Annotated in this window: 13 protein-coding genes; 4 read left to right on the top strand and 9 right to left on the bottom strand. The window is 65.4% G+C overall.

The features are described from left to right. Nucleotides 1–28: 28 nt before the first annotated feature. The 4 genes from ASE39_RS17875 to ASE39_RS17860 form a co-directional block, all read right to left on the bottom strand. Entirely contained in the window at nucleotides 29–718 is a 690-nt protein-coding gene (locus ASE39_RS17875; protein ID WP_057272008.1) for an ankyrin repeat domain-containing protein, read from the bottom strand. 41 nt (nucleotides 719–759) lie between these two features. Beyond that, on the bottom strand, nucleotides 760–1,257 hold the full coding sequence (locus ASE39_RS17870; protein ID WP_057272007.1) for a heme-binding protein: 498 nt from the start codon (nucleotides 1,255–1,257) through the stop codon (nucleotides 760–762). Nucleotides 1,258–1,389: 132 nt separating this feature from the next. Next, complete coding sequence (locus ASE39_RS17865) at nucleotides 1,390–2,019, bottom strand: response regulator (protein ID WP_057272006.1); 630 nt, start codon at nucleotides 2,017–2,019, stop codon at nucleotides 1,390–1,392. Further along, complete coding sequence (locus ASE39_RS17860) at nucleotides 2,009–3,550, bottom strand: ATP-binding protein (protein ID WP_057272005.1); 1,542 nt, start codon at nucleotides 3,548–3,550, stop codon at nucleotides 2,009–2,011. Before ASE39_RS17860 ends, ASE39_RS17865 begins: the two co-directional genes overlap by 11 nt. A 119-nt stretch (nucleotides 3,551–3,669) precedes the next feature. Here ASE39_RS17860 and ASE39_RS17855 point away from each other — a divergent pair, with 119 nt between their 5' ends. The 3 genes from ASE39_RS17855 (at nucleotide 3,670) to ASE39_RS17845 (ending at nucleotide 6,464) form a co-directional block, all read left to right on the top strand. Further along, the gene (locus ASE39_RS17855; RefSeq protein WP_010462774.1) at nucleotides 3,670–4,608 is read left to right on the top strand and encodes a cation diffusion facilitator family transporter; all 939 of its coding nucleotides are present in this window, start codon (nucleotides 3,670–3,672) and stop codon (nucleotides 4,606–4,608) included. Next, nucleotides 4,605–5,060 (top strand): D-aminoacyl-tRNA deacylase, encoded by a 456-nt coding sequence (gene dtd / locus ASE39_RS17850; RefSeq protein ID WP_057272004.1) that lies wholly within the window; start codon nucleotides 4,605–4,607, stop codon nucleotides 5,058–5,060. Before ASE39_RS17855 ends, dtd begins: the two co-directional genes overlap by 4 nt. A 144-nt stretch (nucleotides 5,061–5,204) precedes the next feature. Next, on the top strand, nucleotides 5,205–6,464 hold the full coding sequence (locus tag ASE39_RS17845; RefSeq protein ID WP_057272003.1) for an MFS transporter: 1,260 nt from the start codon (nucleotides 5,205–5,207) through the stop codon (nucleotides 6,462–6,464). Between the two features lie 4 nt (nucleotides 6,465–6,468). Here ASE39_RS17845 and ASE39_RS17840 read toward each other — a convergent pair whose 3' ends face one another. The 5 genes from ASE39_RS17840 to ASE39_RS17820 form a co-directional block, all read right to left on the bottom strand. Next, complete coding sequence (locus ASE39_RS17840) at nucleotides 6,469–7,209, bottom strand: sulfite exporter TauE/SafE family protein (RefSeq protein ID WP_057272002.1); 741 nt, start codon at nucleotides 7,207–7,209, stop codon at nucleotides 6,469–6,471. Nucleotides 7,210–7,521: 312 nt separating this feature from the next. Beyond that, entirely contained in the window at nucleotides 7,522–9,354 is a 1,833-nt protein-coding gene (locus ASE39_RS17835; RefSeq protein WP_082615499.1) for an FG-GAP repeat protein, read from the bottom strand. 67 nt (nucleotides 9,355–9,421) lie between these two features. Next, entirely contained in the window at nucleotides 9,422–11,371 is a 1,950-nt protein-coding gene (locus tag ASE39_RS17830; protein WP_082615498.1) for an FG-GAP repeat protein, read from the bottom strand. Between the two features lie 136 nt (nucleotides 11,372–11,507). After that, nucleotides 11,508–11,972 carry an rRNA maturation RNase YbeY gene (gene ybeY, locus ASE39_RS17825; RefSeq protein ID WP_010462763.1) on the bottom strand — a complete coding sequence of 155 codons (465 nt, stop codon included), beginning with the start codon at nucleotides 11,970–11,972 and terminating at the stop codon, nucleotides 11,508–11,510. A gap of 61 nt (nucleotides 11,973–12,033) precedes the next feature. After that, the gene (locus tag ASE39_RS17820) at nucleotides 12,034–12,990 is read right to left on the bottom strand and encodes a PhoH family protein (RefSeq protein WP_010462761.1); all 957 of its coding nucleotides are present in this window, start codon (nucleotides 12,988–12,990) and stop codon (nucleotides 12,034–12,036) included. 47 nt (nucleotides 12,991–13,037) lie between these two features. Between ASE39_RS17820 and ruvA the strand changes: the two genes are divergently transcribed. Continuing rightward, nucleotides 13,038–13,613, top strand: a complete 576-nt coding sequence (gene ruvA, locus ASE39_RS17815; RefSeq protein ID WP_010462759.1) for a Holliday junction branch migration protein RuvA — start codon at nucleotides 13,038–13,040, stop codon at nucleotides 13,611–13,613. The last annotated feature ends 27 nt before the right edge of the window (nucleotides 13,614–13,640 follow it).

The following is a 13,640-nucleotide window of genomic DNA, read 5'->3' as shown; positions in this document are numbered from 1 at the left end:
TGCATCGGCGCGGACGCATCCCGCAAACCTACCTGGCGCCTGCTGCTTCCAGCATTCGTACCATGGCGCTGAAACCCCGCTGACGCGCCAGTTGCAGTGGCGTGTTGCCCTGCCGATCGGTCAGCGTGTGGCTGGCACCCGCTTGCAGCAGGGCCTGCAGGGTGGCCTGGTGGCGCGGGCCGCCGTTGCCCAGCACGATGGATTCGATCAGTGCCGTCCAGTGCAGGTTGTTCACATGGTCCAGCGGGGCGCCGGCTGCAACCAGCTGCCGCACCACGCCGTCGTGCCCCAGGTGCGCCGCCGCGATGAGGGCGGTGCCATCGTAGCGGCTGGTCACCTGCTTCGCGCTGGCGCCCAGTTGCAGCAGCAGCCGCAACGTGGCCTCGTCGTCGGCCACGGAGGCAATGGTCACGGCGTCGTAGCGGTCGTTTTCCAGCAGGTCCAGCTGGGCGCCGGCCTTGGCGAGGGCGCGAACCGCCTCGGCCTGCCGTGCGTACGTAGCCACTTGCAACGGCGTGCGGCCCTGCGCGTCGCGGGCGTTCAGGTCACCCTTTGCGGCAATCAGCTTGTTCAGCGCGGGCAAGTCGCCCCGAGCTGCGGCTGCATGCAGGCCCTGGTAGGCCGCTGTTTCGGCAGCCGTGGGCGGCACCTGGGCGATGGTGGGTCCGGCGCAGGCCAGCGCAATGGCCAGCGCGTATGCAAGGTTCCAGTGCTTCATGGGTGCTTCCGATGGCGTGCGTTGTAGATGCGGGTAGGAAATTACTTCAGCAGATCCTGCACCTTGGCGATACCCGCCACGGCACATTGCTCGTCCAGGTGGCCGCCGGGCGCGCCGCCCACGCCCACGGCGCCAATCACTTCATTGCCCACCTTCACAGGCACGCCGCCGCCCAGCAGCAGGTAGCCGGGGATCTGGCCCAGGTTGGCGGCCGCTGGGTTCTTCTGCGAACCTTCCATGATGGCCAGCGTGGTGTTCTTGGCAGATGCCGAGGTGTAGGCCTTCAAACGGCTGGCTTCCAGCGTGTGGGGGCCTGCGTTGTCGGCGCGCTGCACGGCGCGCACGGTGCCTGCACGGTCCACCACGGTAGCGGTCACGTTGTAGCCGTTGGCGCTGCAGGTGGCTACGGTCTGGGCGGCGATCTGTGTGGCCAGGTCCAGCGACATGTTCTTTTCGGTGCGCACGCCTTCGGCATGGGCGGCGGCGGTGGCGATCAGGGACAGGGTGAGGGCGGCTACGGTGGTGAGGCGGTTTTGCATGGTGTTCTCCGGTGTTTGTGTGTCGGCGCCACCCGTTGTGGCGCCGTGGGAGAACTGTAGAAATTGCCGCCGTTTCTGGCTATTCGTGCCGCTACGTTCACCCCTCCGTAGAACTACGCAGTGCTGGTTGGGTCAGGACGCATCCACCAGCGCCGCATAGCGCCGGATGAGCTGTGCCAGCGACTCCGCCCCCAGCTTGCCAAACAGGTTGGCGCGGTGGGTTTCTACCGTGCGGGGCGAAAGCTCCAGCGCCCGGCCGATTTCCTTGTTGGTCAGGCCCTCGACGATCAGGCCCAGCACTTCGCGTTCGCGGGCCGACAGTTGCGCAAAGCGCTCGCGCGCCTGCTGGTCGGCCTGGTGGCGCTCGCGGGATCGCACATGCTGGCGCACCGCGTTCTGCAGGGCTTCGATGAGCACTTCGTCGTCCACGGGCTTTTCCAGAAACTCCGCCGCCCCGGCTTTGAATGCGCGGCGGCACATCTCCACCGTGCCGTGGCCGGTCAGCAAAATCATCGGCTGGTCCACGCCCTGCGCCAGCAACTGCTCCAGCACCGTGAGGCCGCTGATACCGGGCATGCGCACGTCGAGCACGATGGCGCCAATGCTCGCGCGGTCAAACCCCCCCATGAACGATTGCGGGTCGGCCCAGGTCTGCACGCGCAGGCCCACGGTGCTGATGAGCAGGCCCAGGCCGTCGCGCACGGCGGCGTCGTCGTCCACCAGGTGGATCAGGGGCGAGAGGGAGGGGGCGCTATCGGTCATTGGTGGGCGGCGCTGTGGGCAAGGTCAGCACAAACTCGGCGCCCCGTTGGGCTTGGGTGGGCACAGGTGCTTCAGGTGCCAAGGTCAACTGCGCACCCATGGCCTGCGCCAGGCTTTCGCACAGTGTCAGGCCCAGTCCCAGTCCGCCGGTTCGCGTGGTGTAGAAAGGTTCGAACAGGTGCTGGCGTGCCTCGGGCGGTATCCCGGGGCCGTGGTCGCGCACCGACAGGGTCACGTGCCCGGCATCCGCACGCACCATGGTGATGTGCAGCAGGCGTTCGGCGGGCGGCACCTGCTCCAGCGCCTGCAGTGCATTCATCAGCAGGTTGTGGATGATCTGCTGCAGGGCCACGGGCTCGGCCAGCGCGGTGGGCAGGTCGGTGGCAGTGGCTATGTCGGGCACCACACCGCGTTGGGCCAGCTCGGGCTCCAGCAGGTGCAGTGCGTCGTGCACCGCCGCAGGCAGGGCCAGTGGCTGGGCCTGGCCCGCCAGATCAGGGCGTTCCACCAGGCGGCGCAGGCGGCCCACCACGGTGGAGGCGCGGCGCGCTTGCTCCACGGCACGGGCCATGGCGGTCTGGGCGGTGTCGAGATCGGGCGGGTCATCGGCCAGCAGGCGCTGGGCGGCCTGGGTGCTGGACAGCAGGGCGGTCAGCGGCTGGTTCAGCTCGTGCGCCATGCCCGCTGCCAGTTCGCCCAGCGTGTTCAGCCGCGCCACCTGGCCCAGGCGCAGCAGTTCTTCTGCGCGCTGGCGGGCCACGTGCTGGCGCCACAGGGCGCGGCCTGCCGCCCACAGGGCTGCCGTCAGCAGGCACCAGCCGAGCATGCGCCACCAGGGCAGCTCAGGCGGGCCCACGCTGCGGCGGGCCACCAAGTCCAGCGGCTGGCTGGGCGCGGCCAGCAGTTTGTGGAAGTCGTAGGTGCGGATGCCGCTGCCCAGATCTCCCCGGCCCGGCTGCACAACAAAGGCATCGCCACCACGCTCCAGTGTCACGCGCACGGGGCTGGTGGTGATGTCCATGGGCCACTCGTCGGCCGGAGTGGTGGTGCGCAGGTCGATGTACAGCGCATAGCTGGCGGGCACGCCTGCCAGCACCAGGTAGTAGCGGCCCGCAGCCAGGTTCAGCCCCGCCATGGCGGCATGGCCGGTGCGGCGCGAGGTTGCTTCTGCCGTAGCCAGCTCCGCCTGCAGCGCGTCGGGCCAGTCGCGTTGCGCCGTGCGCTGCAGCACCGCCAGGATCTGGGGGTACACCGAGGTCAGGCGAGGCAAGGGTGATGTGCTGTTGTCACCTGCTGCTGCGGCAGGCTGCAGCAGCGCCAGCGTGGCCATGATGGCGTCGTGCTGCACCACCCGCTGGCTCAGAAGCCGGTGCACGATGCGGGCGTCGGTCTCGAACGCTGCCTGCAATTGCTGCAATCGGGCCACCGCCAGCCAACTGGCCCCCGCGCAGGCGACCACGACCCACAGCAACAGGCTAGGGAGGTGCAGGGTGCGGTGCGAAAGAAGGCGGCGGCGCCATGCCGGGGTCATGCGCGGATTCTGGCATGGGGATGTTTTGGAGAGCTTGCGGTGCCAACGGTTAAAGCAGTTCTTAAGACGGCTCTGGTGTAATTCTCAATCCGGTTCCTTGCGCTCTTCAAATACTTCCAATGGCTCCTTCCCCCACCAAGTCACACCACTGGCTCACACCTCGCAACTTGCTGTGGGCGTCGATTGCGGTGGCGGTGGTCACCATCGCGCTCAAGACGCTGGCCTGGGTGGTTACCGGCTCGGTGGGGTTGTTGTCCGACGCCATGGAGTCGTTTGTGAATCTTGCCAGTGCCATGTTTGCGTTGGCGATGGTGACGGTGGCCGCAAGGCCTGCGGATGACGACCACCCCTACGGCCACCACAAGGCCGAATATTTTTCTTCGGGGTTCGAGGGCATCCTCATCGTGGGGGTGTCGGCGGGCATCTTGTGGGCGGCGGGCCATCGGCTGATGGACCCGCAGCCCATCGAGCAGGTGGGTTGGGGTCTGGGCCTGTCGGTGCTCAGCTCGGCGCTCAATGGCTTTTTGGCATGGCTCATGTTCCGCTCGGCGCGCGAGCACCGCTCCATCGCGCTGGAGGCCGATGCCCGCCATCTCGTGACCGACGTGTGGACCTCGGCAGGCGTGCTGGTAGGCATTGCCGGTGCAGCCGTCACGGGATGGCTGTGGCTCGATGCCCTGGCGGCGATCGCTGTGGCGCTCAATATCCTGAAAGAGGGCCTGGAGCTGGTCTGGCGCTCGTCCCAGGGCCTCATGGACTCGGCGGTGGAACCCGAGGTGCAAGCCACCATCGACGCCACGCTGCAGCAGTTCGTATTGGCGCAACCGCCCGGCGCCGTGCGGTTTGACCATGTCTCCACCCGCCGTGCTGGCCAGCGCCAGTTTGTAGACATGCACCTGCACATGCCCGCCCACTGGACCTTGGGCCACGCCGCCGAACTGCGCGGCCAGGTCGAGCGCGCGCTGATGACGGCCGTGCCCGGCTTGCGTGCCACCATCGAGCTGCTGCCCACCGATGTGGAAGCGCATTTTGACGACCCGAAGGATGAAATGAAGTGATCAGTGTCTTGCAACGTGTGCGCGAAGCGCGAGTCGACGTGGAAGGGCAGACCGTGGGCGCCATTGGCATGGGCCTGCTGGTGCTGGTGTGTGCCGAGCGCGGCGATACCGAGGTCGAGGCCGACAAGCTGCTGGCCAAGCTTCTCAAGCTGCGCATCTTTTCGGACGAGGCAGGCAAGATGAACAAAAGCGTGCAGGACGTGGCGGGAGGCCTGCTGCTGGTCAGCCAGTTCACTCTGGCGGCAGATACCACGGGCGGTAACCACCCGAGCTTCACACAGGCCGCTGCGCCCGAAGAGGGGCGGCGGTTGTTTGACTACTTGGTGGAGCGTGCCCGCGCCGCGCATCCCGTCGTGCAGACGGGCCGGTTCGCCGCCGAGATGCAGGTGCACCTGATCAATGACGGGCCGATCACCATTCCGTTGCGCATGGCACCCGCCGCTGTGGCATGAGAGTGGCCAGCTGCTGCATTCCTGCAGCGCACATACCCCTCGTGAAAGGGTGCGTGTTCGGGGCGCCGCCGGTGCGTCCTGCGCAATGTCTGTAGGCTCGGGCAACCGCTTTTCCTATCTTCTGAACCATCTGCCTGCCCAGCCGTGACTGAATCCACCACTCACCCGTCTGTCGGGCCTCTGCCGCCTCCGCGCACCTTGTGGGCCATGTACCTGTGCCTGCTGTCGGCCTTTGCGCTGAGCCAGGCTTACCGCACTGTGACCAGCATCATCGCCACGGGCCTGCAGGCAAGCTTTGGCATTTCACCGGACTCTTTGGGCGCGTTCGCAGCTTTGTTTGGCCTCTCCTTCGGCGTGGCCCAACTCCTCATGGGTATTGGTATGGACCTGCATGGCCTGCGCCGCACTGTGCTGGTGGCTTTCCCTCTGGCGGTGCTGGGGGCCGCCGTGTCGGCCATGGCGCCCAGCTACGGCTGGCTGATGTTGGGGCAACTGCTGATCGGTGTGGGCTGTTCTCCCGCGTTCCTGGCCTGCACCGTTTTCATCTCGCGCCACTTTCCCGCGCAGCGCTTTGCGTTTTTCTCGGGTGTGGGCATGGGCGTGGGCGGGTTGGGGCTGCTCTTTACCGGCACCCCGCTGGCCTGGATGGTTCAGCATTGGGGCTGGCGCACGGGCTTTGCGGTGCTGGCGGTGCTTTCGCTGCTGTCGTGGCTGCTGATTTTTCTGCGTGTGCATGAGCCCACATTGACGCTTGCATCGGAGCGCCCCCGCGAGTCATGGGCGCAGGCGGCGGGCCGATTCGGCAGCTTGTTCAAGGTGCCGCACACCTGGGGCATCCTGGTCCTGGGCATGTCCTGCTACGCGGCCTTCCTGACTTTGCGGGGTTTGTGGCTGGGACCTTTGCTGATGGGGCGCTACGGGTTTTCGCTCATCGAAAGCGGCAACGTTGCCCTGGTGCTGTCGTTGATCGCACTGTTCGTGCCTGCAGCGTTCGGTCGCATTGATCCGGGGCCTGCCCGGCGGCGGCGTTGGATCACCAACTTCTCGCTGCTCATGGGTAGCCTGTTCTTGCTGATGGCCTTTCTGCACGATGCCACCGCCAATGTGGCGCTCATCTTCCTCATGGGGCTGCTGTCTGGCTATGGCGTGCTGCAGTATGCGGACGTGCGCTCCTCGTATCCCGCTGAAATGACGGGGCGTGCGCTGTCGCTGTACACCATGTCGATGTTCCTGGGCGTGGCGCTGATGCAGTGGCTCACCGGCTTGCTGGCCGCGTGGGCGCAGCGCCATGGATATGAGCCTTATCAAGCTGTCATGATCGGCATCGCCTGCATGCTGGCCGCCGCTTCCACCGCTTTTCGCTTCTTGCCACGCTCGCCGTTGTTGCAGCGCGCCGCCGTGTAGTTCCTCAGCCGCGCAGGAAAAACAGCCCCGCCATTACCAGCCCCGTGGCCACAATCCCCCAGCGCAGCCACTGCGCCGGAATGCGCCGCGCCACCCGCGCGCCGCCGTAGCCGCCAGCGGTTGCTGCCACCATCATCATCAGCGCCTGCTGCCACAGCACCACGCCGCCAGCAGCGTAGATCGCCACGGCAATGGCGGTGAGCAGGGCCGACACCCAGTTCTTCAGGCCATTCATGGCGTGGAGGTTGGTCTGCCCCAGCAGGCCGAACAGCGCCAGCAGCAGGATGCCCAGCCCGCCGTTGAAGTAGCCGCCATAGGCCGCCACGGCCAGCACCCCCACGGTGGCTTTGGTGGTGGAGGGGTGGCCACCCGCCATGGCCTTGCGCAACTGTGGCCCGAAGGCAAACAGCGCCGTGGCCGCCAGCAGTAGCCAGGGCACCACGCGGCGGAAGGTGGCGTCGGGCGTGACCAGCAACAGCGCTGCACCCGCCGCGCCCCCGATGAGCGAGAGCACCACCAACAGGCGCATCGACAGCCCCGGCGGCGGGGCCGTGTCTTCGCGGAACCCCCATGCGCCGGCCATGTAGCCGGGCAGCAGTGCCACGGTGCCGGTGGCATTGGCCATGATTGGGGATACACCGGTAAAGACCAGGGCCGGCAGCGTCAGAAAGCTGCCGCCCCCGGCGACGGCATTGAGGGCGCCAGCGACGAAGGCGGCGGTGAGCAGCAGGGCGGTGTTAAACATGCACCGATGGTAGAAGGCGGCGCAGCGGTCATTAGTACTGGCGCGGGTGCAACAGTTTTGTCTGCGTACATCCAAGGGCCAACGTCCACATGACAGTTCGTACCGTGTGGCGTTGGCGTTCCGGCTGGAGTTGTGGTCCTTTACGCCATTGTCCACGGCGAAGCCTGAGGGCGCCGAGGGGCCGGAGGCTTCACTGGGCCGGAGGAGTCATCGCCATAGGCAGCCAACCAGCGTCAGCAGCGCGGCTGTAAAAAAGGGTGCCCCGGTACGGGAGGATCGAAAGCATGGTGGTGCCCTTCTTCTGGAGGGCGGTCAGTAAAGATACAGCGCACCGTCGAACTGGCTGTCCGCCCCGACGGCCAGCGTGTGTCCATCGGCCGACAAGGCCAGGGTCCGGCCGAAGGCAAGCGACATATTGGTGCTCACGGGCTTTACATAGGCGCGCTGGTTCCAGGTGCTGCCGTCGCGGCGGTAGATATACGCGGCGCCTGCCTGCCAGACGGTGTTGTCGGCTTGGTTGCCATTGATGCCGGTGGCGCTGCTTGCCTCTTGGGGGGCGCCGACGGCCAGTGTGTTGCCGTCAAACGATAGCGCCAGGGCATTGCCGAACACGTCCCCGGTGTCGGTATTGCTGGCTTTGATATAGGCCTGCTGGTTCCAGCCGACGCTGCCTCGCGTGTAGACGTAGGCGGCCCCGGCTCCTTGTGCAGAGTTGTCACTCTGCACCCCCTGGATGCCCGTGGCCTTGCTGGCTTCGCCCTGCGCGCCCACAGCCAGTGTTGCCCCGTCCCCTGAAAGGGCGAGGCGATAACCGAAAAAGTCGTTGGCATCGGTGTTGCTGGCCTTGACGTAAGCCTGCTGGCTCCAGACGCTGCTGCTTCGCGTGAACAGGTATACGGCCCCCGCTTTGTTCGCGGACCTGTCTGTCTGGTTGCCGTTGATGCCCGTTGCCGCACTGCGTTCGCCCAGCGCACCAACCGCCAACGTGTTCCCATCGGCTGAGAGGGCAAGGCTGGTGCCAAATTGCTGGGCGTTGGCGATGACATTGATGAACCCGGGGGTTGTCACGTATTCGGGCGTCTGCTCGGTGTTGCTTGCCTTCACATAGGCCTGCTGGTTCCAGGTGTTCGCAAAACGGCTGAATACGTAAACGGCCCCGGCGGTTGGCATCATGGAATTCGTCTGGTCGCCATGGATGCCGGTGGCGTTGCTGGATTCACCCACCGCGCTTACGGCCAGTGTGTTGCCATCTGCCGCCAGCGCAACACTCCAGCCTAACGATTGGGCCACGCCGGTGTTGCTCGGTTTCACATAGGCCTGTTGATTCCATTGGCGGTTGCTGCGGGTAAAGACATACGCCGCTCCGGAGCTGCCCGGCTTGGAGGTATCCGTCTGGTCGCCGTTGATGCCCGTGGCACCGCCACGTTCCCCAATGGAGCCCACGGCCAACGTATTGCCGTCCGCCGACAGTGCCACACTGAAGCCAAATGACGTTTGGGACGCGGTATTGCTGGCCTTGATGTAAGCCTGCTGGGTCCAGCCGCCGCCGCTGCGCACAAACACCACCACGGCGCCGGAGTCGGACGCTGCGGCGTTCGCCGGATCCCCATTGATGCCGGTGGCGCCGCTGTCGTCGCCCGTTGCCCCCACGGCCAGGGTGCTGCCGTCTGCAGAGAGGGCCACGCTGCTGCCCCATCGTGCCGATAGGCCCGTGTGGTTAGGCTGAATCTGGCCAATGGCTTTCGTGAGGTTGGGCAGTAGCGCGGCGGTAAAGGCACCGCAGCCGCTGGCATCGCAGGCGCGAACGCGGTAGATGGCATTCACCCGCTCGTGCAGCAACTGGGATGTCAGACTGTGTGCGTAAGCGGTGGTTGTAAGGGCGCCGCCGATCTGCGCCGCTGGCTGGGAGCCCGTTGCGCCATCGGGGTCCTCGAACAGTTCATACCTTGATGCGTTAGGGCTGGCATTCCAGCTGAAGTTGTAGGCCTTGACGTCATAGCCCACGGTGAAGCCCGTGGGGGGCACGGGGCCTGAGGGCGCAGGATCAGAGGGCTCGGTGCTGCCGGAGCCACCGCAGGCCGTCAAAGCCAGCGCCAGGGGCGCAGCGAGCAACAATGCGCTCAGGCGCCGGGGGATCCATGGCATGGTGGGTTTCCTGGTGGTGATGGCGCGTTGCTGCCCGGCGGAATGGTGCGTGTGGGTCTATCTGTGATCAGTACAGGTACACCGCGCCAACGCCCGCCATGCCCCCGGCGGATATGACGGGTGCCCCGCGGTTGTCGGCCTGGTTGCCCTGGATGCCCGTAGCCAGACTACCTTCACCCGTTGCTCCCACGGCCATCGTGGCCCCGTCCCCCGACAGTGCAATGCTGGCACCGAAGTGGTCCAAGGGGTCGGTGTTGCTGGCCTTCACGTACGCCTTCTGCGTCCAGGCGCTGCCGCTGCGCTGGAATATGTATGCGGCGCCTGCGGCCCCGGCCGACAGCTCAGCCTGGTTGGCGTTGAAGCCTCTTCCGCTGCCGGCTTCAGACGTCGAAGCCACGGCCAGCGTGTTGCCGTCGGCCGAAATCGCCAGGCTCGATCCGAACGCGGCATTGACCCCGGCTTTGCTGGGCTTAATGAAGGCCTGCTGACTCCAATTGGAGTTGCTGCGTGTGAACACGTAGGCGGCGCCAGCACCTATCAGAGAGCGCGGACCGGGTGCCTTGTTGATCCCGTCCGTGTCGCTGGATTCCTTGGGCGCACCCACGGCCAGGGTGTTTCCGTCGGCCGACAGGGCAACGCTGTAGCCGAAGGAGTCGAACGCGTCCGCATTGCTGGATTTCACGTAGGCTTGCTGGCTCCATTGGCCGTCGCCGTTGTGGACAAATACGTAGGCGGAGCCTGAGAAGAGGGTGCCGGAGCCGTTCTGGTCGCCGTTGATGCCGCTGGACGTGCCGTGCTCATGTCTGGACCCTACAGCCAGCGTACGCCCGTCTTCCGACAGCGCAAGGGCGCTGCCGAACTGGGTCTGTTCGGCGGTGTTGCTGGCCTTGATGTAGGCCTGCTGGGTCCAGCTAGCGGGGGTGCGGGCGAACACATACACGGCGCCAGCAAATGGCGCGGACGTGTCTTGCTGGTTGCCATTGATCCCTTTGGCATTGCTGGTGTCACCTGGCGCACTCACCGCCAGCACGCGACCATCGGCAGACAGCGCCACGCTGCTGCCGAACTGGGCGGGGTAGCGCACGCCGAAGACCCCGAGGCCAATCACGATATCGGCCTTGGCCTGCGTATTGCTGGCCTTCACGTAGGCATGCTGGCTCCATGCGCCGCTGCTGCGCGTGAAAACGTAGGCGGCACCTGCGCCGGGGGCCAGTGCATTCGTTGGGTCGCCATCAACGCCTCTGGCATTGCTGGACTCGTCGGGTGCACCCACGGCCAGCGTGTTGCCATCGGACGAGAGCGAAACGCTGGTGCCAAACCGGGCGGTGGCAAGTGGAATGCTGCCAAACAGGAGGACTTCCCGGTTGTTGCTGGCCTTGATATAGGCCTGCTGGCGCCATCTACCGGAGGCCCGCGTGAAGACATACACGGCCCCGGCGGATCGGAGGGAGTTGTCGGCCTGGTCGCCATTGATGCCAGTAGATTTGCTGCCTTCATCAGGCGCCCCGACCGCGAGGGTGCTGCCATCGGCTGACAGCGTAACGCTAGCGCCGTACAAGCCCTTGCCCTGGTCACTGTTGCTGGCTTTGAAGTAGCCGATGGCCTTGGCCAGGTCAGGCACGACGGCGCTGGTAAAGGTGCCGCAGCCGCTGGCATCGCAGGCGCGTATTCGGTAGCTGGCGTTCACACGTTCGTACAACAGTTGTGCGGCCAGGCTGTGCGCGTAACTGGTGGGGGCGATGGCTCCACCCACCTGGGCTTCGGGCAAGGGGCCGAGGCCGTCTGGGTCCTCAACCAGTTCGTAGTGTGTGGCGCCTGCCGTGGAGCCCCAGTGGAACAGGTAGCCCTTGGTGTCGTAGCTGACCGAGAAGCCGGAGGGGGCAGTTGTTTTGTCCAAAGACGCATCGCCACTGCCTCCACCACAGGCGCTGATCGCCAAAGCAGCAAAAGCACCCGTTGCACTGAACTGAAAGGCGCGCAGCAGCATGCGCCGTACCTTCACATCTGGTAAGTGCATTATTTTCAACTCCCTGAAAGTTGGAAACTTTTATACCATCTGGTAAAGGAGCAGAAGAATTGATACCTTTTGTTTCCGGGGGCGCTTTGGTCTGGGTTCCAAAGACTGGGGCTGAGTGCCCCCCGTAACAGAGGAGCTATGGACCAGTGGCGTAAGGGTCTGCAAACCCCAGTTCGCCCAGGATGTCCGTTTCGTAGGACTCCATTGCCTGCGCATCTTCTTCACTGGTCTCGTGGTCCCAGCCCTGGGCATGCAGCGTGCCATGCACCAGCATGTGGGCGTAGTGCTCTTCCAGGCTTTTGTTCTGCTCTTTGGCCTCGCGCTCGATCACCGGGGCGCACAGCACCAGGTCGGCAGTCACCACGGGTTCCTGCGTGTAGTCGAAGGTGAGCACGTTGGTGGCGTAGTCCTTCTTGCGGTACTCGCGGTTGAGCTGCTGGCCTTCTTCGGTGCCCACGATGCGTACGGTGATCTCGGCATCGGTGGCCAGCGCGTGGCGAATCCAGCGGGTGACCTTGTGGCGTGGCAGCACGGCGCGGTGCGCGGCCGCACCGTCAAACGTGCCGAACTGCAGCGACAGGGAGAGTTGGTTCAAAGACATTTTTGCTTTTTTGCCGCCAGCGCTTGATGGATAAGCGCTGACAGCTATAAAAATGATAGTTTTAGTCCCGGCTGCGAGAAGCCGGGGCGCGGCGCGGCGCGTCGTAGGCATCCACAATGCGCGCGACCAGCGGGTGGCGCACTACGTCAGCCGTGGTGAAGCGGGTCACGGAGATGCCTTTGACCCGCTTGAGCACCCGCTCGGCATCGATTAGGCCACTCATCGACCCCTTGGGCAGGTCGATCTGGCTCACATCCCCTGTGACGACCGCCTTGGCGCCAAAGCCGATGCGTGTGAGGAACATCTTCATCTGCTCGGGCGTGGTGTTTTGCGCCTCGTCCAGGATCACGAAGGCATTGTTCAGCGTGCGCCCGCGCATGAACGCCAGCGGTGCGATTTCCAGGGCATTGCGCTCGAAGGCCTTCTGCACCTTGTCGTAGCCCATCAGCTCGTACAACGCGTCGTACAGCGGGCGCAAATACGGGTCCACCTTCTGCGCCAGGTCGCCGGGAAGGAAACCCAGGCGTTCGCCCGCCTCGACTGCCGGGCGGGTCAGCACGATGCGCTGCACGGCGCTGCGCTCCAGGGCATCCACGGCACAGGCCACGGCGAGATAGGTCTTGCCGGTGCCGGCAGGGCCGATGCCGAAGGTGATGTCGTGGCTGGCGATGTTTTCCAGGTACAGGTTCTGCGTGGGTGTGCGGCCCCGCAGGTCGGCCCGGCGGGTGTTGAGCACGATGGCGCCCTCGGGCGCCTCCACCAGCGCGGTGTCGCCCGCCAGCATGAGCTGCAGGTAGTCTTCCGTGACGGGGCGCTCGGCCATCTCGTACAACGCTTGTAGCAACTCCATGGCCTGGGTCGCCTTGGCTTTGGGGCCGTCCACTTTGAACTGCTCATGCCGGTGCGCAATGCTCACCTGCAGGGCCACTTCGATGGTGCGCAGGTGTGCGTCGGCCGGGCCGCACAGGTGGGTGAGCCGGGTGTTGTTGTGGGGGGTGAAGGTGTGGCGCAGGATCACGCGGATAATTCCCGTTGGATCGCCGCAGTGCGCGGCAAAGGACATCAATGATAGGCAAATTGACCGGCACCCTGCTGGAGAAGAATCCCCCCGAGGTGCTGCTGGACTGCCATGGCGTGGGCTATGAGGTGAATGTGCCCATGAGCACGTTCTACAACCTGCCCGCCGTGGGCGAGCGGGTGAGCCTGCTCACCCAGTTCATTGTGCGGGAGGACGCGCAGCTGCTGTATGGCTTTGCCACGGCGCCCGAGCGCCAGGCATTCCGCGAGCTGATCAAAATATCGGGTGTCGGGCCGCGCACGGCGCTGTCCATCCTGTCGGGCATGGGGGTGGCCGATCTGGCACAGGCCATCACGCTGCAGGAGGCGGGCCGCCTGGTCAAGGTGCCGGGCATCGGCAAGAAAACGGCTGAGCGGCTGTTGCTGGAACTCAAGGGCAAGCTGGGCGCAGACATGGGCGCTGCCCACGGCCCCGCCGCCAGCGATGCGCAGGCCGACATTCTGCAGGCACTGTTGGCTTTGGGCTACAACGACAAGGAGGCCGCTGCGGCCCTCAAGGCCTTGCCCTCAGAGGTGGGCGTGAGCGATGGCATCAAATTGGCACTGAAGGCGTTGGCCAAGTAAGGCGTACGCGGGTTTGTTGCGGCAGTT

It is taken from the genome of Acidovorax sp. Root267 (genome assembly GCF_001429215.1).
GTDB classification, from domain to species: Bacteria; Pseudomonadota; Gammaproteobacteria; order Burkholderiales; family Burkholderiaceae_C; genus Acidovorax; species Acidovorax radicis.
The sequence above is the reverse complement of the archived record's forward strand: the minus strand, read 5'-3'. Positions and strand labels throughout refer to the sequence as shown.